This window comes from Pseudomonas sp. NPDC079367, assembly GCF_044542195.1.
GTDB lineage: Bacteria > Pseudomonadota > Gammaproteobacteria > Pseudomonadales > Pseudomonadaceae > Aquipseudomonas.
The window spans coordinates 196,622-216,483 of sequence record NZ_JBITTW010000003.1 but is presented as its reverse complement, the minus strand read 5'-3'; the positions used below and the strand labels follow the sequence as shown (position 1 = coordinate 216,483).

At 59.2% G+C, this 19,862-nt stretch carries 22 protein-coding genes; 13 read left to right on the top strand and 9 right to left on the bottom strand.

Going from position 1 to position 19,862, the window contains the following annotated elements:
* Positions 1-150: 150 nt before the first annotated feature.
* On the bottom strand, positions 151-669 hold the full coding sequence (locus ACIGDJ_RS07135) for a DUF4946 domain-containing protein (RefSeq protein WP_397478469.1): 519 nt from the start codon (positions 667-669) through the stop codon (positions 151-153).
* A gap of 137 nt (positions 670-806) precedes the next feature.
* On the opposite strand from ACIGDJ_RS07135, the gene gloA reads away from it, so the two are divergent.
* Positions 807-1,328: a lactoylglutathione lyase gene (gene gloA, locus ACIGDJ_RS07130; protein WP_101157207.1), complete on the top strand. Its 522-nt coding sequence runs from the start codon at positions 807-809 to the stop codon at positions 1,326-1,328.
* A 161-nt stretch (positions 1,329-1,489) separates the two neighbouring features.
* Here gloA and ahpF read toward each other — a convergent pair whose 3' ends face one another.
* The 3 genes from ahpF to ACIGDJ_RS07115 all read right to left on the bottom strand — a co-directional run bounded on the left by ahpF (position 1,490) and on the right by ACIGDJ_RS07115 (position 4,816).
* Positions 1,490-3,052 (bottom strand): alkyl hydroperoxide reductase subunit F, encoded by a 1,563-nt coding sequence (ahpF, locus tag ACIGDJ_RS07125; protein WP_101157205.1) that lies wholly within the window; start codon positions 3,050-3,052, stop codon positions 1,490-1,492.
* 124 nt (positions 3,053-3,176) lie between these two features.
* The gene (gene ahpC, locus ACIGDJ_RS07120; protein WP_101157203.1) at positions 3,177-3,740 is read right to left on the bottom strand and encodes an alkyl hydroperoxide reductase subunit C; all 564 of its coding nucleotides are present in this window, start codon (positions 3,738-3,740) and stop codon (positions 3,177-3,179) included.
* Between the two features lie 137 nt (positions 3,741-3,877).
* Entirely contained in the window at positions 3,878-4,816 is a 939-nt protein-coding gene (locus ACIGDJ_RS07115; RefSeq protein ID WP_313001621.1) for a site-specific integrase, read from the bottom strand.
* Between the two features lie 177 nt (positions 4,817-4,993).
* Between ACIGDJ_RS07115 and ACIGDJ_RS07110 the strand changes: the two genes are divergently transcribed.
* Positions 4,994-6,010 carry a DNA-binding protein gene (locus ACIGDJ_RS07110; protein WP_313001625.1) on the top strand — a complete coding sequence of 339 codons (1,017 nt, stop codon included), beginning with the start codon at positions 4,994-4,996 and terminating at the stop codon, positions 6,008-6,010.
* On the opposite strand, the gene gorA is transcribed toward ACIGDJ_RS07110, so the two are convergent.
* Together gorA and galU are read right to left on the bottom strand one after the other, a co-directional pair.
* The gene (gorA, locus tag ACIGDJ_RS07105; protein WP_397478470.1) at positions 6,007-7,365 is read right to left on the bottom strand and encodes a glutathione-disulfide reductase; all 1,359 of its coding nucleotides are present in this window, start codon (positions 7,363-7,365) and stop codon (positions 6,007-6,009) included. The two genes, ACIGDJ_RS07110 and gorA, sit on opposite strands and share 4 nt — an antisense overlap.
* A 129-nt stretch (positions 7,366-7,494) precedes the next feature.
* Entirely contained in the window at positions 7,495-8,334 is an 840-nt protein-coding gene (galU, locus tag ACIGDJ_RS07100; RefSeq protein ID WP_024013124.1) for a UTP--glucose-1-phosphate uridylyltransferase GalU, read from the bottom strand.
* Positions 8,335-8,592: 258 nt separating this feature from the next.
* Between galU and ACIGDJ_RS07095 the strand changes: the two genes are divergently transcribed.
* Complete coding sequence (locus ACIGDJ_RS07095) at positions 8,593-8,775, top strand: hypothetical protein (protein WP_101157195.1); 183 nt, start codon at positions 8,593-8,595, stop codon at positions 8,773-8,775.
* 140 nt (positions 8,776-8,915) lie between these two features.
* Positions 8,916-9,203 carry a hypothetical protein gene (locus ACIGDJ_RS07090; RefSeq protein WP_101157193.1) on the top strand — a complete coding sequence of 96 codons (288 nt, stop codon included), beginning with the start codon at positions 8,916-8,918 and terminating at the stop codon, positions 9,201-9,203.
* A gap of 3 nt (positions 9,204-9,206) precedes the next feature.
* On the opposite strand, the gene ACIGDJ_RS07085 is transcribed toward ACIGDJ_RS07090, so the two are convergent.
* Positions 9,207-9,437, bottom strand: coding sequence for a hypothetical protein (locus ACIGDJ_RS07085; protein ID WP_039762740.1), 231 nt, complete (start codon positions 9,435-9,437; stop codon positions 9,207-9,209).
* Positions 9,438-9,509: 72 nt separating this feature from the next.
* Positions 9,510-9,866: a hypothetical protein gene (locus ACIGDJ_RS07080; RefSeq protein ID WP_016774925.1), complete on the bottom strand. Its 357-nt coding sequence runs from the start codon at positions 9,864-9,866 to the stop codon at positions 9,510-9,512.
* Positions 9,867-10,077: 211 nt separating this feature from the next.
* Here ACIGDJ_RS07080 and ACIGDJ_RS07075 point away from each other — a divergent pair, with 211 nt between their 5' ends.
* From ACIGDJ_RS07075 to ada, 4 genes are all read left to right on the top strand, one after another.
* On the top strand, positions 10,078-10,380 hold the full coding sequence (locus ACIGDJ_RS07075) for a DUF1883 domain-containing protein (RefSeq protein ID WP_007912251.1): 303 nt from the start codon (positions 10,078-10,080) through the stop codon (positions 10,378-10,380).
* A gap of 28 nt (positions 10,381-10,408) precedes the next feature.
* Entirely contained in the window at positions 10,409-10,579 is a 171-nt protein-coding gene (locus tag ACIGDJ_RS07070; protein WP_016774926.1) for a hypothetical protein, read from the top strand.
* 7 nt (positions 10,580-10,586) lie between these two features.
* Positions 10,587-11,258 (top strand): DNA oxidative demethylase AlkB, encoded by a 672-nt coding sequence (alkB, locus tag ACIGDJ_RS07065; RefSeq protein WP_397478471.1) that lies wholly within the window; start codon positions 10,587-10,589, stop codon positions 11,256-11,258.
* An 80-nt stretch (positions 11,259-11,338) separates the two neighbouring features.
* Positions 11,339-12,397 carry a bifunctional DNA-binding transcriptional regulator/O6-methylguanine-DNA methyltransferase Ada gene (gene ada, locus ACIGDJ_RS07060; protein ID WP_101157189.1) on the top strand — a complete coding sequence of 353 codons (1,059 nt, stop codon included), beginning with the start codon at positions 11,339-11,341 and terminating at the stop codon, positions 12,395-12,397.
* On the opposite strand, the gene ACIGDJ_RS07055 is transcribed toward ada, so the two are convergent.
* Positions 12,387-13,370: an MDR family oxidoreductase gene (locus ACIGDJ_RS07055; protein ID WP_101157187.1), complete on the bottom strand. Its 984-nt coding sequence runs from the start codon at positions 13,368-13,370 to the stop codon at positions 12,387-12,389. The two genes, ada and ACIGDJ_RS07055, sit on opposite strands and share 11 nt — an antisense overlap.
* Positions 13,371-13,556: 186 nt before the next feature.
* On the opposite strand from ACIGDJ_RS07055, the gene ACIGDJ_RS07050 reads away from it, so the two are divergent.
* From ACIGDJ_RS07050 to modC, 5 genes are all read left to right on the top strand, one after another.
* Entirely contained in the window at positions 13,557-16,001 is a 2,445-nt protein-coding gene (locus ACIGDJ_RS07050) for an autotransporter (RefSeq protein WP_397478472.1), read from the top strand.
* A gap of 104 nt (positions 16,002-16,105) precedes the next feature.
* On the top strand, positions 16,106-17,170 hold the full coding sequence (locus ACIGDJ_RS07045; RefSeq protein WP_313001670.1) for a nitronate monooxygenase family protein: 1,065 nt from the start codon (positions 16,106-16,108) through the stop codon (positions 17,168-17,170).
* Positions 17,171-17,303: 133 nt separating this feature from the next.
* On the top strand, positions 17,304-18,071 hold the full coding sequence (gene modA / locus ACIGDJ_RS07040) for a molybdate ABC transporter substrate-binding protein (protein ID WP_397478473.1): 768 nt from the start codon (positions 17,304-17,306) through the stop codon (positions 18,069-18,071).
* The gene (modB, locus tag ACIGDJ_RS07035) at positions 18,072-18,752 is read left to right on the top strand and encodes a molybdate ABC transporter permease subunit (RefSeq protein WP_397478474.1); all 681 of its coding nucleotides are present in this window, start codon (positions 18,072-18,074) and stop codon (positions 18,750-18,752) included.
* 3 nt (positions 18,753-18,755) lie between these two features.
* On the top strand, positions 18,756-19,835 hold the full coding sequence (gene modC, locus ACIGDJ_RS07030) for a molybdenum ABC transporter ATP-binding protein (protein ID WP_101157177.1): 1,080 nt from the start codon (positions 18,756-18,758) through the stop codon (positions 19,833-19,835).
* The last annotated feature ends 27 nt before the right edge of the window (positions 19,836-19,862 follow it).

Genomic DNA, 19,862 nt, shown 5'->3' with positions numbered 1-19,862 from the left:
ATGATTTTCATCGAACAAGTTGTAAATGTGTGTAACGATAATGAATCATCAGGCTAAACATTTTGCTGCGTGATGTTGCTGCGATGAGCTGAATCAAACTTTGTGCTTAATCCTTTCCGGTATTAGACCGTCGCTAGTTGGTACGGACGTTTATAATTTCAGGCTATTGCGTGCCGACTCTATATCGTCTGCGCTCGCCTTATAAGCCTCGACCTGACCGGCATACGAAAGTACATAAGCCTTGTCCGTTTCCACGGCGGCTACCAAGGTTTGTGATAACACGTGCCGACCGTTTTCGGTGACCGTGCAGGTCGCCTCCAAACCGGTCAAGGGACCGAAGGCTGCCGGATGAATCCGGTTGCAGACACTCTGATAGCCACTGCGGAAAAAATCTTTCTGGATGGATTTGCGCATTTCCAGCAGCACGCCGTGCAGATTGACCTGATGCCCCGCCTCCACTTGAGTCATGGTCAACTCCATCACCATGACCCGGTTACCATCGGCGTCGAGCTTCACTGCCCTCTGTCGCGAAACTGGCGGCGCGCTGTCCGGCAATACTTCGACCTCCCAGCCTGGCGGCCAAGTGATGCTCGGTTCGGCCGAGGCAGAAAAAACCACGGCCAACGACAAAGCCAAAAAAACAAACACGAATTTCAACAGTCGGATCATTGCCGGACGCACTCGAAGGTAGGAGGCAAAGTCTGCCCCCCACCCTCGCACAGAGCAAGCCCGCCTTGCATTTGGCGATGCCGCCCGGCATGCGTATCATTGCGCCCATTCACTCGCCCATTGTTATTGGAGGGCCCATGAGCCTCAACGAACTGAACACTTTCCCCGGCGTGACTGCCACGCCAGACAGCGCAACCCGCAACTTCGTGTTCAACCACACCATGCTGCGCGTGAAGGACATCACCAAGTCGTTGGACTTCTACACCCGCGTATTGGGTTTTTCGCTGGTCGAAAAGCGTGACTTCCCGGAAGCCGAGTTCAGCCTGTACTTCCTCGCACTCGTCGACAAAGCGCAGATCCCGACCGACGCCGCCGCGCGTACCGAATGGATGAAATCGATCCCGGGCATTCTCGAACTGACCCATAACCACGGCACCGAAAACGATGCTGACTTCGCCTATCACAATGGCAACACCGACCCGCGCGGTTTCGGCCACATCTGTATTTCGGTGCCGGATATCGTCGCAGCGTGTGCACGTTTCGAAGAGCTGGGCTGCGACTTCCAGAAGCGCCTGACCGATGGCCGCATGAAAAGCCTGGCGTTCATCAAGGATCCGGATGGCTACTGGGTCGAAATCATTCAGCCGGCTCCGCTCTAAGGAGCTGCCTGAATCTATGCGGGAGCGAGCCTGCTCGCGACTGCGGTGCGTCATGACGATGATGTTGCCCCACGCGAGCAAGCTCGCTCCCAAATTTGCCGTGTCTCACGCATAAAAAAACCCATGATCGCTCATGGGTTTTTTCATTTCCGACCAGTCAATTACGCCGGTGCCGAAGTCCGGATCAGGTGATCGAACGCACTCAGCGAAGCCTTGGCGCCCTCGCCGACGGCAATCACGATCTGCTTGTACGGCACAGTCGTCACGTCACCCGCTGCAAAGATCCCTGGAATCGACGTCTCGCCACGGTTGTCGACAATGATCTCGCCACGCGGCGACAGCTCGATGGTGCCTTTGAGCCAATCGGTGTTGGGCAGCAGGCCGATTTGCACAAAAATGCCTTCCAGCTCGACCGTGCGCAACTCATCAGTCGTACGATCCTTGTAACGCAGACCGTTGACCTTCTCGCCGTTACCGGTGACTTCAGTGGTTTGCGCACTGGTGATCACGGTGACGTTCGGCAGGCTGTGCAGCTTGCGTTGCAACACAGCGTCGGCGCGCAGTTGCACATCGAATTCAAGCAGCGTTACGTGCGACACGATACCGGCCAGATCGATAGCCGCTTCAACGCCGGAGTTACCGCCGCCGATCACCGCCACGCGCTTGCCTTTGAACAGCGGGCCGTCGCAGTGCGGGCAGTACGCCACGCCTTTGTTACGGTATTCCTGCTCGCCAGGCACGTTCATTTCACGCCACCGCGCACCAGTCGCCAGGATCACGCTCTTGGCTTTCAGAGTCGCACCACTGGCGAAGTGGACTTCGTGCAGCTCACCGTTCTTGCCTGGGATCAACTTGTCGGCACGTTGCAGGTTCATAATGTCGACGTCGTATTGCTTGACGTGTTCTTCCAGCGCCGTCGCCAGTTTCGGCCCTTCGGTTTCCTGTACGGAAATGAAGTTCTCGATGGCCATGGTGTCCAGCACCTGACCGCCAAAACGCTCGGCGGCAACACCGGTGCGGATGCCTTTACGTGCAGCATAGATAGCGGCCGAAGCACCGGCCGGGCCACCGCCGACAACCAGCACGTCAAAGGCTTCCTTTGCGCTGATCTTCTCGGCCTGACGCACGATGGCGCCGGTGTCGAGTTTGGCGAGAATCTCTTCCAGACCCATACGGCCCTGGCCGAAGTTTTGACCGTTGAGGTAGACGCTCGGCACGGCCATGATCTTGCGGTCGTTGACTTCATCCTGAAACAGCGCGCCGTCGATGGCGACGTGGCGGATGTTCGGGTTGAGCACGGCCATCAGGTTCAGCGCCTGAACGACGTCCGGGCAGTTCTGGCAGGACAGCGAGAAGTAGGTCTCGAAGCTGAACTCGCCTGTGAGCGAGCGGATCTGCTCGATGACTTCAACGCTGGCTTTCGACGGGTGGCCGCCGACTTGCAGCAAGGCCAGCACCAGTGAGGTGAATTCATGGCCCATCGGGATACCGGCGAAGCGCAGGCTGATGTCGGCTCCGGGGCGGTTGATCGAGAACGATGGCTTGCGGGCATCGTCACCGCTGTCGATCAGGGTAATTTGGCTCGAAAGACTCGCAACGTCTTTCAGCAGGTCCAGCATTTCACGGGATTTCGCACCGTCGTCGAGCGATGCAACGATCTCGATCGGTTGGGTGACCCGTTCCAGGTACGATTTCAACTGGGCTTTAAGATTGGCGTCCAACATACGGGCGATTTCCTTTATTTGAGGCAAAAAAAAGCCCGAGCGAATCTCGCCCGGGCATTTTTATTGGGCGGTGCAGCTAACTTAAGAAGGTGCGGCGTGCCGCCCTGCGTTGCATGTCACAGACTTAGATCTTGCCGACCAGGTCCAGCGACGGAGCCAGAGTGGCCTCGCCTTCTTTCCACTTGGCTGGGCAAACTTCGCCTGGGTGTGCAGCGACGTACTGAGCAGCCTTGATCTTGCGCAGCAGCTCGGAAGCGTCACGGCCAACGCCGCCATCGTTCAGCTCAACGATTTTGATCTGGCCTTCAGGGTTGATCACGAAGGTGCCGCGGTCAGCCAGACCGGCTTCTTCGATCAGCACGTCGAAGTTGCGCGAGATCACGTGGGTCGGGTCGCCGATCATGGTGTATTCGATTTTGCCGATGGCTGGCGAGGTGTTGTGCCAGGCAGCGTGAGCAAAGTGGGTGTCGGTCGAAACGCTGTAGATTTCCACGCCCAGTTTCTTGAACTCAGCGTAGTTGTCTGCCAGGTCTTCCAGCTCGGTTGGGCACACGAAGGTGAAGTCGGCTGGGTAGAAGAACACAACGGACCACTTGCCTTTCAAGTCAGCATCCGAGACTTGAACGAAGTCGCCGTTTTTGAACGCGGTAGCGTTGAACGGTTTTACTTGGCTGTTGATGATAGGCATCGATGACTCTCCGTCAGGGGTTATGAAGTTGATGGGTGAATCCTACCCACTCACTCGACGGAAGGCTCATTGGCAAACCTGATACTGCTGATTTGTTTTCGCTATTAGCTGACTGTATTAATAGAAGAAAACGATCTCTACGGTTGATCCGGTTTATCCATAATCCGAGCCATCCCCTGGAATGGGCTGATCTCAACATAGCGCATAGCCGATTTCATGTCCTTCCAGCCAACGTAACTCATCAGCGATTTCAGATCCCAACCGCTTTGATGCGCCCAGGTCGCAAAACCCCGCCGCAATGAATGACTGGTGTAATTGGCGGCGGCGATCCCGGCGCGATGCAAGGCTTGGCGCAGAAGAGGGATGATGCTGTTGGCGTGCAAGCCGTCCTCGCTCAGGTTGCCCCAGCGGTCAATGCTGCGGAAAACTGCGCCGCGTACCAGCGCGGCTTCCGTGATCCAGTCGATATAGGCCTGCACCGGGCACAACTTCAACAGCGCCGGGGCCTGGTACGTCTGGCCGAGATTTTCTCGATCGCCCTTGCTGCGCGGCAGATACACAGTGATGCCCTTGCCAGCACTGGCTTGCACGTGTTCGATCTGCAAGCGGCACAACTCATCGCTGCGAAAGCCGCGCCAAAAGCCCAACAGAATCAATGCACGATCGCGATAAGCCTTGAGCAAGGTCGGGCGGTCCTGTTCCCGCCGGGCCGTCTGCGCCTCCAGCTCCAGCCAATCGATTACTCGCTGCAAATCCTGCAGTTGCAAAGGTTCGGCCTGTTTTTCCTGCGCTGGGTGCAGCGCGCGAATCCCTTTGAATACCTTGCGCACTACCGGCGCCTTGGTCGGGTCGGCAAAACCCTGGCTGTTATGCCATTGGGCCAGCGCCGACAGGCGCAGCTTCAGCGTATTGATCGACAGCACTCCAGCGTGCTCCACCAGATACCGCGCAACGCTGTCGGCGGTGGCGGGCAGGAACCCGCCCCACGTCACTTCGAAATGTTCGATAGCCATGCGATAGCTGCGACGGGTGTTGTCGCGAGTGGCGGCTTGCAGATATCGATCGATGTCACTCATGTGCAGTTTTCTCGCTGGCGTACGGGTTCAGACATGCAGAGGCGCATTTTGCCGCCTGACATTGGGCAATACCAGTATATCCCGCCTGTTTTATTTCAAGGATTTACCTATATTTTAAGCATGGTACACTGCGTACTTTAGTGGCATGTACCACAGTACGTAACCGTAGGAGTTAACATGGCCCGTGGCGGCATTACCAAAGCACTGGTGCAAATCGCGCGCACAGCGATTCTCGCTCGCGGCGAACACCCGAGTATCGATGCAGTACGCATTGAAATGGGCAACACCGGTTCGAAAACCACGATCCATCGCTATCTGAAAGAACTCGATGACGGTGCCCAACCAACAGAGGCGTCAGCAGAACCGATCGATGATGAGCTGAGCGCCCTCGTCTCTCGCCTCGCCCAGCGCCTGAAAGAGCAGGCTCAGGAGCCCATCGAGCAAGCCCGCGAACAATTCGAGGAGCAGCGTGAAGCCCTGGAAACCGAGCTGAAAGAGACGCGCCAGGCGCTGGAAAAACTCGAGCACGACCACGACATCCAAAGCGCTGCGCTCCAGCGCGAATCCGAAGCGCTGAACAGCACGCGCTCGATGCTGCAAACCGAACAGACGCGCAATGCCGGGCTGAACCAGGCCTTGGCAGATTTCGAATTGCGCTTGCAGGACAAGGACGAACAGATCCGCTCGCTTGAAGAAAAACACCTGCACGCGCGCGATGCGCTGGAGCATTACCGCAACGCGACCAAGGAACAGCGGGAGCAGGAACAGGCCCGCCACGAAGGGCAAATCCAGCAGATTCAGGCCGAACTGCGTCAAGCACAGCAAAGCGCGTTGGTGCGCCAGGACGAAATCACTCAACTGCACCGCGATAACGAACGACTGCTCACCGAGAACCGTGGCACCCAACGCGAGCTGAACCTGTTGCAGGATCAGCTCAAGCAGAGCAATCAGCGTCAGGATCAGTTACTCGAACAGGCCACAAGAATGGACAGCGAGCGTACCCTCCTCCAGGAACGTCTACGCGTGGCGACACTGGAAAGCCAGGCACTCAAGCAGAGCGTCGAGGAGCAGACACAGCTCAATCAGTCACTGGAAAAGGAATTGCTCAAGGCTCAGGCGAGCCTTGAGGACAGCCAGCGCCTGGCCGCTGCCACTGCGGCAGCGCCAGACTCGGCCAACGCGAAGGACGCTTAAGCGCTGACCGGCGTGCGCATGGTGACGAACTCTTCGGCGGCCGTCGGGTGCACCCCGATCGTGTCGTCGAAGTCACGCTTGGTCGCACCAGCCTTCAAGGCGATCGCCAGACCTTGCACAATCTCGCCAGCGTCCGGGCCGACCATGTGGCAGCCAAGCACCTTGTCAGTCTTGGCGTCGACCACCAGCTTCATCAGGGTTTTCTCCTGACACTCAGTCAAGGTCAGCTTCATTGGCCGGAAGCGACTCTCGAAAATCACCACCTCGTGGCCACATTCACGTGCCTCTTCTTCGCTTAATCCAACGGTGCCGATGTTCGGCAGGCTGAACACAGCGGTCGGGATCATCTTGTAATCCACCGGACGGTATTGCTCCGGCTTGAACAGACGTCGCGCGACGGCCATCCCCTCAGCCAATGCGACAGGTGTCAGCTGCACGCGACCGATGACGTCGCCAAGCGCGAGAATCGACGGTTCGGTGGTTTGATACTCGTCGTCGACCTTGATGAAGCCTCTGTCGTCCAGCTGCACATCGGTGTTTTCCAGGCCCAGATTGTCCAGCATCGGACGCCGACCGGTGGCATAGAACACGCAATCAGCTTCGAGTACGCGACCATCCTTGAGCGTCGCCTTCAGGCTGCCGTCGTCCTGCCTGTCGATGCGCGCGATGTCGGCGTTGAATTGCAGGTCGAGACCGCGCTTGGTCAATTCTTCCTGCAAATGCTTGCGCACCGAACCGTCAAACCCACGCAGGAACAGATCGCCGCGATACAACAGCGTGGTGTTGGCGCCAAGGCCATGGAAAATTCCAGCGAACTCGACCGCGATGTAACCGCCGCCAACCACCAGCACACGCTTGGGCAATTCTTTCAGGAAGAACGCTTCGTTCGAACCGATCGCGTGTTCGTGCCCTGGAATTTCAGGGATCTGCGGCCAGCCGCCGGTGGCGATCAGAATGTTCTTCGCCGTGTGGCGCTCGCCATTGACCTCAACCTCGTGCGGCCCGACGATTTTCGCGTGCGCCTCGTGCAGGGTCACACCGCTGTTGATCAGCAGGTTGCGATAGATGCCATTGAGGCGATTGATTTCGCGATCCTTGTTGCCGATCAGCGTGGCCCAGTCAAAGTTGGCTTCGTCCAGATTCCAGCCGAAACCGGAAGCTTGCTCGAAGTCTTCGGCAAAGTGCGCGCCGTACACCAACAGCTTTTTCGGCACACATCCGACATTGACGCAGGTCCCGCCCAGATAACGGCTCTCGGCCACCGCCACTTTCGCCCCGAAGCCTGCGGCAAACCGCGCAGCACGCACACCGCCAGAACCGGCACCAATCACATAAAGGTCAAAATCGTAGGCCATTTCTTTCTCCTCGGCAGGGGATCAGCATACCTGCAGTCACCCATTGGGCAAGCACTGCCATCCACATAAGGGCAGAAAATGAAAAAGCCACCCGAAGGTGGCTTTCTTTTGCAGACGAGGCGAACGCTATCAGTAAGCCTTGCCAGTCTTGTAGAAGTTCTCGAAGCAGAAGTTGGTCGCGTCGATGTAGCCTTCAGCGCCACCGCAGTCGAAACGCTTGCCCTTGAACTTGTAGGCCATCACGCAACCGTTCTGGGCCTGCTTCATCAGGGCGTCGGTGATCTGGATTTCACCGCCTTTGCCTGGCTCGGTCTGTTCGATCAGGTCGAAGATGTCCGGGGTCAGGATGTAACGACCGATGATCGCCAGGTTCGACGGCGCGTCTTCAGGCTTTGGCTTTTCGACCATGCTGTGTACGCGGTAGATGTCGTCGCGGATCATTTCGCCGGCGATTACGCCGTATTTGTTGGTTTCCTGCGGATCGACTTCCTGGATGGCGACGATCGAGCAGCGGAATTGCTTGTACAGCTTGACCATCTGGGTCAGCACGCCGTCGCCGTCGATGTTGACGCACAGGTCGTCCGCCAGCACCACAGCGAACGGTTCGTCGCCGATCAGCGGGCGACCGGTCAGGATCGCGTGGCCCAGGCCTTTCATCTCGGTCTGACGGGTGTAGGAGAACGAGCACTCGTCCAACAGCTTGCGGATACCGACCAGATATTTTTCCTTGTCGGTGCCCTTGATCTGGTTTTCCAGCTCGTAGCTGATGTCGAAGTGGTCTTCCAGAGCACGCTTGCCACGGCCGGTAACAATGGAGATTTCAGTCAGGCCCGCGTCCAGTGCTTCTTCAACGCCGTACTGGATCAGTGGCTTGTTTACCACCGGCAGCATTTCTTTAGGCATGGCTTTGGTCGCTGGGAGGAAGCGAGTGCCGTAACCGGCTGCTGGAAACAAGCATTTCTTGATCATATAAGTCCTTGAAAAGGCTGTGTGTACGAGTTTCGAGGCAGTCTAATCAGGCGGCGCGCGCCTTACAATGCCCCGCGCTGGCTAACCGATGCCAACATAGAGAAATATTCGCGCGGATAGTTCCATCCGGGTTTTTCAGCAGCAAAGTCAGCGTAGCTCAAGATCTGTCGAAACTGGATCACCATACGCTTATCCGCCCCCGATGCGAGCATTTGCCGCTATCATTGCGCCTTTGAACCAGCGAACGAGACAGACTAGATGGCTGCGGTAAAAATCATCAACGGGTATGTGATCGACAAGAAAGACGGCAAGTGGACGCTGACCACCACTAACGGCGAGCACATTGCCGGGCCTTTCGACAGCGAGCAGATGGCGACGGACGTAGCCTCGGTGTTCACCGATACGCCTGCATCAGCCAAGCGTCGCGGCAAAGAGGACTGATCCAGTCGTCACACGCCCCAAGCCCTGCCACCACGCAGGGCTTTTTTGTGCCTTGTTGGCAAACAAGTGGCCAATCGCTATAACCTTTTCATCGCGCCGCTGTCAGAGCATCCAGTCCCCCACTTGAAGACCACGCAATCATGAACCTGAACAAACTGCAGCCGCTTATCGCGGCATTGGTACTAAGCGGCTGTGCCACCTCGCAGCCGACCTATCTGAAGAACGGCGAACAAGGGTTGAGCATCGACTGCTCCGGCGAAGCCAACTCCTGGGCGATGTGCTATGAAAAGGCCGATGCGTCCTGCGCGGGAACCGGTTATCGCATCGTCGGCACTGACGGCACACCGGCCCCTGAGGAAGACGACAAGACCCTGGGCGTCGACGTTGGCAATTACAAAACCCGCAACGTCGTGGTCGTCTGCAAGTAAGCCTTACATGTGAATTTCGGCGAACTTGATTCCGAGGCCACGGACGACCTCGATCAGATCGTCGAGCCGACTGAAAGACTCGACTTCATCATTGTCATCCACCAGGAAGTAGCTGCGCCCTGCACTCTTCTTGAAAAATACGATCCATTCGCCAGGATTGGCCGGGTTCTGGATCACATGGGTGGCAGAGATAAGGCCCTCTGCATGGCGTTCGCGCACGTGCTCTCGCTTCATCGCAACTCCAAAAATGACAATGCCGCCACAGCAGGACTGTGACGGCATCGGGTGCCGAGATTGGGTAGTCTATCAGCCGGAAATACAGGCGTTTGCGGCTTTCTGCACATCGCGAGGGCGAACCGGCACATTGGACATGCGCTCATGCAGCTTGATGCTGCTGCCGCCAGCGCGATCTTCGATATCAAATACTGCTGCCGGGCCTGAAGAGAGTTTGCCCGGAACAATTACTCGAACACCGTCCTTTTGCGGCTGAACCTGCAACGCACCGCGGCTATCAGCGAGCTTGTCGGTCAGGCACTGCGCGTACTCCTGGGGCTTTTTGCCGGAGATCACGCTCATGGTTGGCAGCGTTTCATTGATTTCTGAAACATTTGCACAACCGGCCATCGCCAGAATCAACGGCACACACACCACACCCCACTTCATACAAATCCTCCGTTAAAGACCGTCCGACAGCACAAACGCCGCTTTTCTCCGGGGCCTTTTGCATTTAACCCGCCTGCCGTGGCGAAGTTCTGTTCAAAATTTGTCAAAGCAACGCCCGACGGCCAGATAATAACCCGTGCGGCCTGATAAACTGCGCCCATCGACAAGCTATCGTTTTGATTTTGTAGAAAAAGCCCTTCTGGAGGCGCCCATGAAATTCATTCACCAGCGCGAGCACCTCAACGAAGACGACATCGTCGTCATTCAATGCTCGCAAATGTGCAACATCCGTTTGATGAACGATGCCAACTTTCGCAGCTTCAAAAACGGCGGCCGTCACACCTATCACGGCGGCGCGTTCGACACCTTCCCAGCGCGCATCACGGCGCCAAGCACCGGCTTCTGGAACATCACCATCGACACCGTCAACCGCCGCGCAATCAGCGTAACGCGCAAGCCGACGCTGACCCATTCGATCAAGATCATCCGTCGTTCCAGCACTAAACTGAGCTGAGACGCGCAGTTAATTCTGAAAGGAAAACATGACCGTGGCGCAAAAAACCAAATACGTGATCAAGTACAAACTGGACGGTGAACAGCGTTTCGAGTTCGCCGAGCTGGAAACGGGCACTGACGAGGAAGCGAAAGCGGCGCTGAAAAAAATGCACGCTGACGAAGAGCTCAGTGACATCAAGGTCAGCAAAGCGCTGTAACAACACCATGCAACCGACCACGTTTGACCTGTTCGCCGACAACGAACCCGTACAGCAAGCCCGCGCGGAGCAGATCGGCGAACAATCGTGGGTGCTGCGCGGATTCGCCTTGCCGCAGGTCGAGCAACTGCTGACCGAACTTGAAGCGATTCTTGTCGCCGCCCCGCTACGCCACATGGTCACGCCCGGCGGTTTCAGCATGTCGGTCGGCACCAGCAGTTGCGGGCAGTTGGGCTGGGTCACCGATCGCAGCGGTTACCGCTATTCCAGCGTCGACCCACTCAGCGGTTTGCCCTGGCCGTCGATGCCGGCGGTGTTTGCCATACTCGCGAGCGAGGCGGCAGAGCAAGCCGGCTACAAGGATTTCCATCCCGACTCTTGCCTGATCAACCAATACGTCGCCGGTGCCAAGATGTCGTTGCATCAGGACAAGGACGAAAAGGGTTATGCCGCGCCCATCGTTTCGTTGTCACTGGGTTTGCCGGCGATGTTTCTGTTCGGCGGTTTCGAACGCAGCGACAAGAGCCAGCGCATCCCGCTCTTGCACGGCGACATGGTGATTTGGGGTGGGGTGGATCGCCTGCGCTATCACGGCGTACTGCCAATCAAACCCGGCCATCACCCGCTCTTGGGCGAGCGGCGCGTCAACATCACCTTCCGCGTCGCTGGCGATCAGTAAAAGTTTGACCGCAAGGCGCGGAGTGTCGTCAGCTCCGATGCTGGTTAACCTGAGTCAAACAGGTCAACGGATTCCCTCTCATGGACACGCTTTCGAACACCAGTATTGAAGACGATCCACGCTGGGCCGCCGTGGTGGCTCGCGACTCAAGTGCCGACGGGACATTTGTCTACGCGGTAAAAACCACCGGTGTTTATTGCCGACCGAGCAGCCTTGCGCGGTTGCCGAAACCGCAGAACGTCGTATTTTTCGATACAGCCGAACTGGCCGAAGCTGCCGGATATCGGCCGAGCAAACGCGCCAGTAAGGATCAGAATGATACGCAGCATGCAGCGATCATTGCGGCAGCGTGTCGGCAGATCGAGGCCTGTGAGACGCTGCCGGCGCTCAACAGCCTGGCGGCCACCGCCGGCCTTAGCCCTTTTCATTTCCACCGGGTATTCAAAACTGCGACCGGCCTGACACCGAAGGCGTACGCCACGGCGCATCGTTCACGCAAGCTGCGTGCGCGACTCGCGAACGGCGGCTCGGTGACCGATGCGCTGTATGACGCCGGCTTCAATTCCAACAGCCGTTTTTACGAAGCCGCTGACCAATTGCTCGGCATGAAGCCCACCGACTACCGCGCCGCCGGGCAGAACAATGACATCCGCTTTGCCGTTGGCCAATGCTCGCTGGGGGCGATTCTGGTCGCGCAAAGCGAACGGGGGATTTGCGCGATTCTGCTCGGCGACGATCCGCATCTATTGGTGTGCGACCTGCAGGATCAGTTTCGCAACGCCAATCTGATCGGCGCCGACCGCGAATTTGAACGGTTGATCGCCAACGTCGTCGGCTTTGTCGAAGCACCTGCGACCGGCCTGAACTTGCCGCTGGATATACGCGGCACAGCGTTTCAGGAGCGAGTCTGGCAGGCACTCCGCGAGATCCCGCCGGGCAGCACCGCCAGTTACGCCCAGATCGCGCAGCGCATTGGCGCACCGACCTCGATGCGCGCCGTCGCCCAGGCTTGCGGCGCCAACCGCTTGGCGGTAGCGATTCCTTGCCACCGCGTGGTGCGCAGCGATGGCAATCTTTCCGGCTACCGCTGGGGCGTCGAGCGCAAACGTCAACTGTTAGAGCGCGAACTCAGCGATTGACGTCGACCACCACCCTGCCCCGTAGTTGACCGGCGAGCAGTTTGGGCGCGGCCTCAAGGGCTTCGCTCAAACTGATTTCCTGGCTGATCAGGTTGAGCAAGGAGAAATCCAGATCCCTGGCCAGTCGATCCCATGCCTCGACACGGCGTGCTTTCGGTTGAGTCACGCTGTTGATCCCGGCCAAAGTGACGCCGCGCAGAATGAACGGCGCAACCGACGCCGGAAAATCCATGCCCTGCGCCAGCCCACATGCCGCAACCACGCCTTCGGAGCGCGTGCTGGCGCAAGCATTCGCCAACGTATGGCTGCCGACCGAATCGACCACCGCCGCCCAACGTTCCTTCGCCAATGGCTTGCCCGGCTCGGACAAAGTGGCTCGATCGATGATTTCGGCAGCGCCCAATTGCTGCAGGTATTCATGCTCGGACACCCGCCCCGTGGACGCCACCACGCGATACCCCAACTTGCTGAGCAAGGCGATGGCAAAGCTGCCGACCCCGCCATTGGCGCCAGTGACCAGCACTTCGCCGTGATCCGGCGTCACGCCATGGCGCTCCAGCGCCAGGATGCACAGCATCGCGGTATAACCTGCCGTGCCGATGGCCATGGCTTGCGCGGGGGTGAAAGCTTGCGGCAGTGGAATCAGCCAGTCACCGTTGAGCCGGGCTTTTTGCGCCAGCCCGCCCCAGTGGCTTTCACCGACGCCCCAACCGTTGAGCAGCACCCGATCGCCTGCCTTGAAATCCGCATGCGAACTGGACTCGACAGTCCCCGCCAGATCGATCCCCGGCACCATGGGAAACTTGCGCACCACCGGGCTGCTGCCGGTGATCGCCAGGCCGTCTTTGAAATTCAGGGTGCTGTACGCGACGTTCACGCTGACGTTGCCTTCGGGCAGTTGCTGCTCATCGATTTGCTGCAGATAGGCACGATAACCGTTGTCGTCTTTGTCGATCAGAATGGCATTGAACATGACGGCCCCTCGAAGATGATTTGGAAAAAGCATGCCTTGAAATAGCACATCGCAACACATTGCCACACTCGACTTTGCGCTAACTGCTCGATCAGCCGGGTAAATCCACGGCGGGCGGCTATGCTTTTTCGACGGTTGTGTTTTCCCGGTTGCGCCTTGCCAACCGGTGTGTCGATGGAGCTGACGATGCCTTTGCTGAGCGCTTTACCCTCGTTGCTGATGTTATGTCTGCTGACGCTTGGCAATGCCTGGGCAGCCGCACCAGCGGCAAAGCCGAACGCGGCGCCAAGCGAGCCGACATGGCCGCAGGTGATCAGCAGCGGCAAGAGCAAGCTGACGGTGTATCAGCCGCAGCTCGACAGCTGGGATGGCTATACGCTCAATGCCCGCGCGGCCGTCGAAGCCACCGCCGCCGATGGCAAATCCACCTACGGCATCGTCCAGTTCAGCGCGCACACTCTCGTCGACAAGACCACCCGCTGGGTCGCGCTCGATCAGTACAAGATCATCGAGGCCGATTTCCCCGCCGACGCCAAACAGGCCAACACATGGCTCGCCATCCTGGAAAAAGATGCCGAGAGCCGCAAGAAAACCATCTCCCTCGATCAACTGGAAGCGGCGGTCGGCGTGCTCAACGCTGAACAGAAAGCCGACAGCGCACCGCTGGAAAACACCCCGCCGATCATAATCAGTTCCGACAGACCGGCAATCCTCGTGTACATCGACGGTGAGGCGGCTTATCGGCCGGTGGAAGGAACGGAGCTGCAACGGGTGATCAACACGCGCCCACTGCTGCTCAAAGACGCCGAAGGCAAACACTACCTGCATGTATTTGACGGCTGGATGGTCGCCGATCAATTGGCCGGCGATTACACGCGCCTTGCTGCGCCGCCGGCCAGTCTGGAAAAAGCCAAACAGGCGGCGATCAAGAGTCGCCAGGTGGACCTGCTTACCGGACAAAGCGATCCGAAGGACAAGATTCCCAGCCTGGCCAAGCCGCCGCAGCCGAAAATCTTCATCGCCACCGCGCCAACCGAACTGTTGGTTACCGACGGCGCCGCGCAATGGCAACCGATTCAGGGCACCAGCCTGTTGTACGTGAGCAACACCACCGGGCACATCTTCAAGGAAATCGGTGACCAGAACAGTTACGTGCTGATCTCCGGGCGCTGGTTTCGCGCCAGCGACATGAGCGGGCCATGGACCTTTGTCCCGGCAGACAAACTGCCGGCCGACTTTGCCAATATTCCCGACGACAGCGCCAAAGAGAACGTCAAAGCCTCGGTAGCCGGCACGCCACAGGCGCAGGAGGCGGCCATTGCGGCGACCATCCCGCAGACGTCGGCGATCAGGAAAAGCGCGGTGAAGATGACGGCGCCGCAATTTGACGGTGAGCCGCAGCTCAAAGCGATCAGCAATACGCCGTTGCAATACGTGATCAACAGCGCCACACCGATCATTCGCGTCGACAACGACAGTTGGTGGGCCGTGGAGAACGGCATCTGGTTCAGCGCCACCTCGCTGAACGGGCCGTGGAGTGTGGCCACTTCAGTGCCAGCGGTGATTTATTCGATTCCGCCCAGCTCGCCGATGCACTACCTCACGTACGTGAAGGTTTACGAATCCCGCGGCGATACCGTGGTGGTCGGCTACACGCCGGGCTATCAAGGCTCGACGCTGGACCCGGCGACTGGCGTTGTGGTGTACGGCACCGGTTATCCGTATGCGCCGTGGGTCGGCAATGTCTGGTACGGGCCGCCGGTGACCTATGGTTTCGGCGTCGCGATTCGTTACACGCCGTGGACTGGCTGGACCTTCGGCTTCGGATTCGGCTGGAGCTGGGGCGGCAACACCGTCGCCATGGGCTGGGGCTGGGGCGCCTATCCGTGGTGGGGAAATTACGGCTGGGGCTACGCGTGGGGTCCGCGTCTGTACCCGGCGCCGCTGGCCTGGGGTGGCGCCGCTTACGGTTATCGCGGCGGCGCGGTGGCCTGGGGCCCGGGTGGCTGGGCCGGAACCACCGGCAATCTTTATCATCAGTGGGGTGATCGCGCGACGGTCAGCCGTTATGGCGCCGGTTACAACGCCTGGACCGGCAATCGCTGGGCCGGTCAGGTTGGCGCCTCGTACAACTCGCGTACCGGCATTGCCGCCGCCGGGCAACGTGGCGCGGTGCACAACGCCTACACCGGCAACTACGCTGCCGGGCGCAGCGGCGTGGCAGTCGGCCCGAACGGCGGCGCCATCGCCGGAGAACGGGTTAGCGCTGGCAACGTCCGCAGCGGCACTCACGTCAGTGCCAATCGCGGCGCCGTTTACAACCCCAATACCGGCAACACCACGCAATACGGCGGTATCCATGGCCGCAACGGCGGCGCCGCGCGGGTCGGCGACAATGTTTATGCCGGGCGCGACGGCAACGTCTACAAGAAAACCGACAACGGCTGGCAGTCCGTGGCCGGCAGCGGTGCCAACCGGACCAGACCCGCAAACAACAATGCGCAGCTGCAGAATCTCAACCGCGAATCCGCCGCACGTAATCTCGGCAATCAGCGCACGCACAACTTCAATCATTCTTCACAAATGATGAACCGATCGTTTAGCGGTGGCGGCGGATTGCACCGACGCTGAAAAAATGCACGTCATGTTCAGAATTTCAGACTGGCCGCGCAGTTGGTTTTGCTGCTAAAACCGGTGGCCGTCCCTGCCCGTTTTATCGTTCGGAGAGTTGCTTTATGAGCCAGTGGCCTGACACCCGCATCCTTGATCTCCTCGGAATCGAACTGCCGATCATTCAGGGCCCGATGGCCGGTGCGACCAACTCTTCGATGGTGATTGCCGTGTGCAATGCCGGCGGCCTCGGTTCAATGCCGGCAGCGATGCTGAGCAGCGAGCAACTGCGCGAAGAGTTGAAAACGATTCGCCAGCACACCACCCAGCCGTTCAACGTCAATTTCTTCTGCCACCAGCCACCGGCGCCTGATGAACAGCGGGCCCGTGACTGGAAAAACCTGCTCGAACCCTACTACCGCGAACTGGGTGCCGATTTCGACGCGCCGACGCCGGTTTCCAACCGCGCTCCGTTCGACGAAGCAGCGTGTGCCGTGCTCGAAGAGTTCCGACCCGAGGTGGTGAGTTTCCATTTCGGGCTACCGGAAATAGCCCTGCTTGATCGGGTCAAGGCAACCGGGGCGAAAATCCTTTCGTCTGCCACCACAGTCGAAGAAGCGATCTGGCTGGAGCAACACGGCTGCGATGCGATCATCGCCATGGGTTATGAGGCCGGTGGCCATCGCGGGATGTTTCTCAGCGATGATCTGAGCACCCAGGTCGGCACCTTCGCCCTGGTGCCGCAGGTGGTCGACGCGGTGAAAGTGCCGGTGATCGCGGCGGGCGCGATCAGCGATGCGCGAGGCGTTGCCGCAGCTTTCATGCTCGGCGCCTCGGCGGTGCAAGTCGGCACGGCGTACCTGTTCACGCCGGAAGCCAAAGTCAGCGCCTCACACCACAAGGCCCTGCGCACCGCCAAGGAAAGCCAGACCGCCATCACCAACATTTTCACCGGACGTCCGGCGCGGGGCATTGTCAATCGGGCGATGCGCGAACTCGGCCCGATTTCAGCGCAAGCGCCAGCCTTCCCGTTGGCCGGCGGTGCGCTGATGCCGCTGCGGGCCAAGGATGACGCCGACTTTGCCAACCTCTGGGCCGGACAGGCGCTGACGCTCGGCAAGGATATCGGTAGCGCTGAACTGACCCGGCAACTCGCCGAAGGCGCCTTGGCGAAACTCAACCGCCACTGAATTTACGTGGCGAGCGGATTTATTCCCTCGCCACCTGGCGGCGTATCGCTATATATTTCCGTATACAGCGATCGCGCCCGTGTATCGGCGTTATCCAAAGCAAAGCATTTACCGCCGATCACGGAGCCTTTACATGACACTTGCTGCCACACGCCTCGCCCCTGTCTGCCTCGCCTCATTCCTAGCATTTTTCAGCTTCGGCGCCGCGCAGGCTGACGAAGTGCAAGTGGCGGTCGCCGCCAACTTCACCGCGCCAATCCAGGCCATCGCTGCCGACTTCGAAAAAGACACCGGCCACAAACTGGTCGCCGCTTACGGCGCAACCGGCCAGTTCTACACCCAGATCAAGAATGGCGCACCGTTCCAAGTTTTTCTCGCTGCTGACGACGCGACCCCGGCAAAGCTTGAGCAGGAAGGCGAAACCGTCAAAGGGTCGCGCTTCACCTACGCCATCGGCACCCTGGCGCTGTGGTCGGCAAAAGAAGGTTATGTCGATGCACAGGGTGACGTGCTGAAAACCAACCAATACCAGCACTTGTCCATCGCCAACCCGAAAGCCGCACCGTACGGTCTCGCCGCCACCCAGGTGCTGGAAAAACTCCAGTTGAGCGAAGCCACGAAAAGCAAAATCGTCGAAGGCCAGAACATCACTCAGGCCTACCAGTTCGTCTCCACCGGCAACGCCGAACTGGGCTTTGTAGCGCTGTCGCAAATCTACAAGGACGGCAAGGTCAGCAGCGGTTCGGCATGGATAGTTCCGGCTGGCCTGCATGATCCGATCAAACAGGACGCGGTGATCTTGAACAAAGGCAAGGACAGCGTCGCTGCCAAGGCCCTGCTCGATTACCTCAAAAGCCCGAAAGCCGCTGCGGTGATCAAGTCCTTCGGGTACCAATTGTAAATGTCGCTGACCAATGCCGATTTCGCCGCGATCTGGCTGACCCTGAAACTGGCGTCACTGACCACAGTGATCCTGTTGGTGATCGGCACCCCGATCGCGTTATGGCTGTCGCGCACCTCGTCCTGGTTGCGTGGCCCGATTGGCGCCATCGTCGCCCTGCCGCTGGTGCTGCCGCCGACGGTGATCGGTTTTTATCTGCTGCTGGCGCTGGGGCCGCACGGTTTTCTCGGTCAGTTCACTCAATGGCTGGGGCTGGGCACGTTGACGTTCAGTTTTACCGGGCTGGTCATCGGTTCGGTGATCTACTCCATGCCGTTCGTGGTGCAACCGCTGCAAAATGCCTTTTCAGCGATCGGCCCTCGACCGCTGGAAGTCGCCGCGACGTTGCGCGCCAATCCCTGGGACACGTTTTTCAGCGTGATCCTGCCGCTGGCGCGCCCAGGCTTCATCACCGCAGCGATCCTCGGATTTGCTCACACCGTGGGTGAATTCGGCGTGGTGCTGATGATCGGCGGCAACATTCCCGACAAGACGCGCGTGGTCTCGGTGCAAATCTACGACCACGTCGAAGCACTGGAATATGCCCAGGCGCACTGGCTGTCCGCGGCGATGCTGGTGTTCTCGTTTCTGGTGTTGCTGGCGCTGTATTCCAGCCGCAAGACCCGCGCAGGCTGGAGCTGATCGATGATCGATGTACGTCTGAAACGCGCTTATCCGGGGTTCGAACTGGATGTCGATCTGCAAGTGCCGGGCCGCGGTGTCACTGCGCTGTTTGGCGATTCCGGCTCGGGCAAAACCACCTGCCTGCGCTGCATCGCCGGGCTGGAGCGCGCAGAGCATGGTTTTGTGCAGATCAACGACGACGTCTGGCAGGACAGCGCCAAGGGCATCTTCGTCCCGCCGCATAAACGTGCGCTTGGCTACGTGTTTCAGGAAGCCAGCCTGTTCCCGCATCTGTCGGTGCTGGCCAATCTGGAGTTTGGCCTCAAACGCATCGCCAGGTCGCAACGCCGGGTCGACATGAACCAGGCCACCGAATTGCTCGGCATCGGGCATCTGCTTGAGCGTTATCCGCAGCACCTGTCCGGTGGCGAGCGGCAGCGCGTCGGCATCGCCCGCGCCCTGCTGACCAGTCCGAAACTGTTGCTGATGGACGAACCACTGGCGGCGCTCGACAGCCGCCGCAAAAGCGAAATCCTCCCGTACCTGCAACGCCTGCACGACGAGCTGGATATTCCGCTGCTGTACGTCAGCCACGCCCAGGACGAAGTCGCGCGCCTGGCCGATCATCTGGTGTTGCTCAGCGAAGGCAAGGCGCTCGCCAGCGGCCCGATCGGCGAGACCCTCGCGCGTCTGGATCTGCCTTTGGCGCTGGGGGATGACGCCGGGGTGATCATCGCAGGCCAGGTCAGCGCCTACGACGCCACCTATCAATTGCTCAGCCTGCAATTGCCGGCCACTGAAATGAACATTCGCGTCACCCATGCGCCCATGGCCGTGGGTCAGGCCCTGCGCTGCAAGGTACACGCGCGAGACATCAGCTTGGCTCTGAACAACGATGCGGCCAGCAGTATCCTCAATCGGCTGCCGGTGACGATCATCAGCGAACAGGCGGCTGACAACAGTGCGCACGTGCTGATCCGCCTGGACGCCGGTGGCACGCCGCTGTTGGCGCGAATCACGCGCTTTTCTCGCGATCAATTGGACGTGCATCCGGGCCAGCGGCTATGGGCGCAGATCAAGGCGGTAGCGGTGCTCGCGTAAATCATTCGGCACGACGGCCAGCGCCTG

Bases quoted from the DNA above. Each gene is read 5' to 3' on its own strand.
- ACIGDJ_RS07135 (WP_397478469.1), bottom strand. From the start codon at position 669: ATGATCCGACTGTTGAAATTCGTGTTTGTTTTTTTGGCTTTGTCGTTG.
- ahpF (WP_101157205.1), bottom strand. From the start codon at position 3,052: ATGTTGGACGCCAATCTTAAAGCCCAGTTGAAATCGTACCTGGAACGG.
- gloA (WP_101157207.1), top strand. From the start codon at position 807: ATGAGCCTCAACGAACTGAACACTTTCCCCGGCGTGACTGCCACGCCA.
- ACIGDJ_RS07085 (WP_039762740.1), bottom strand. From the start codon at position 9,437: ATGAAGCGAGAGCACGTGCGCGAACGCCATGCAGAGGGCCTTATCTCT.
- ACIGDJ_RS07080 (WP_016774925.1), bottom strand. From the start codon at position 9,866: ATGAAGTGGGGTGTGGTGTGTGTGCCGTTGATTCTGGCGATGGCCGGT.
- ACIGDJ_RS07110 (WP_313001625.1), top strand. From the start codon at position 4,994: ATGGCCCGTGGCGGCATTACCAAAGCACTGGTGCAAATCGCGCGCACA.
- ahpC (WP_101157203.1), bottom strand. From the start codon at position 3,740: ATGCCTATCATCAACAGCCAAGTAAAACCGTTCAACGCTACCGCGTTC.
- gorA (WP_397478470.1), bottom strand. From the start codon at position 7,365: ATGGCCTACGATTTTGACCTTTATGTGATTGGTGCCGGTTCTGGCGGT.
- ACIGDJ_RS07045 (WP_313001670.1), top strand. From the start codon at position 16,106: ATGAGCCAGTGGCCTGACACCCGCATCCTTGATCTCCTCGGAATCGAA.
- ACIGDJ_RS07070 (WP_016774926.1), top strand. From the start codon at position 10,409: ATGACCGTGGCGCAAAAAACCAAATACGTGATCAAGTACAAACTGGAC.
- modA (WP_397478473.1), top strand. From the start codon at position 17,304: ATGACACTTGCTGCCACACGCCTCGCCCCTGTCTGCCTCGCCTCATTC.
- alkB (WP_397478471.1), top strand. From the start codon at position 10,587: ATGCAACCGACCACGTTTGACCTGTTCGCCGACAACGAACCCGTACAG.
- ACIGDJ_RS07115 (WP_313001621.1), bottom strand. From the start codon at position 4,816: ATGAGTGACATCGATCGATATCTGCAAGCCGCCACTCGCGACAACACC.
- ada (WP_101157189.1), top strand. From the start codon at position 11,339: ATGGACACGCTTTCGAACACCAGTATTGAAGACGATCCACGCTGGGCC.
- ACIGDJ_RS07050 (WP_397478472.1), top strand. From the start codon at position 13,557: ATGCCTTTGCTGAGCGCTTTACCCTCGTTGCTGATGTTATGTCTGCTG.
- ACIGDJ_RS07090 (WP_101157193.1), top strand. From the start codon at position 8,916: ATGAACCTGAACAAACTGCAGCCGCTTATCGCGGCATTGGTACTAAGC.
- modB (WP_397478474.1), top strand. From the start codon at position 18,072: ATGTCGCTGACCAATGCCGATTTCGCCGCGATCTGGCTGACCCTGAAA.
- ACIGDJ_RS07075 (WP_007912251.1), top strand. From the start codon at position 10,078: ATGAAATTCATTCACCAGCGCGAGCACCTCAACGAAGACGACATCGTC.
- ACIGDJ_RS07095 (WP_101157195.1), top strand. From the start codon at position 8,593: ATGGCTGCGGTAAAAATCATCAACGGGTATGTGATCGACAAGAAAGAC.
- galU (WP_024013124.1), bottom strand. From the start codon at position 8,334: ATGATCAAGAAATGCTTGTTTCCAGCAGCCGGTTACGGCACTCGCTTC.
- modC (WP_101157177.1), top strand. From the start codon at position 18,756: ATGATCGATGTACGTCTGAAACGCGCTTATCCGGGGTTCGAACTGGAT.
- ACIGDJ_RS07055 (WP_101157187.1), bottom strand. From the start codon at position 13,370: ATGTTCAATGCCATTCTGATCGACAAAGACGACAACGGTTATCGTGCC.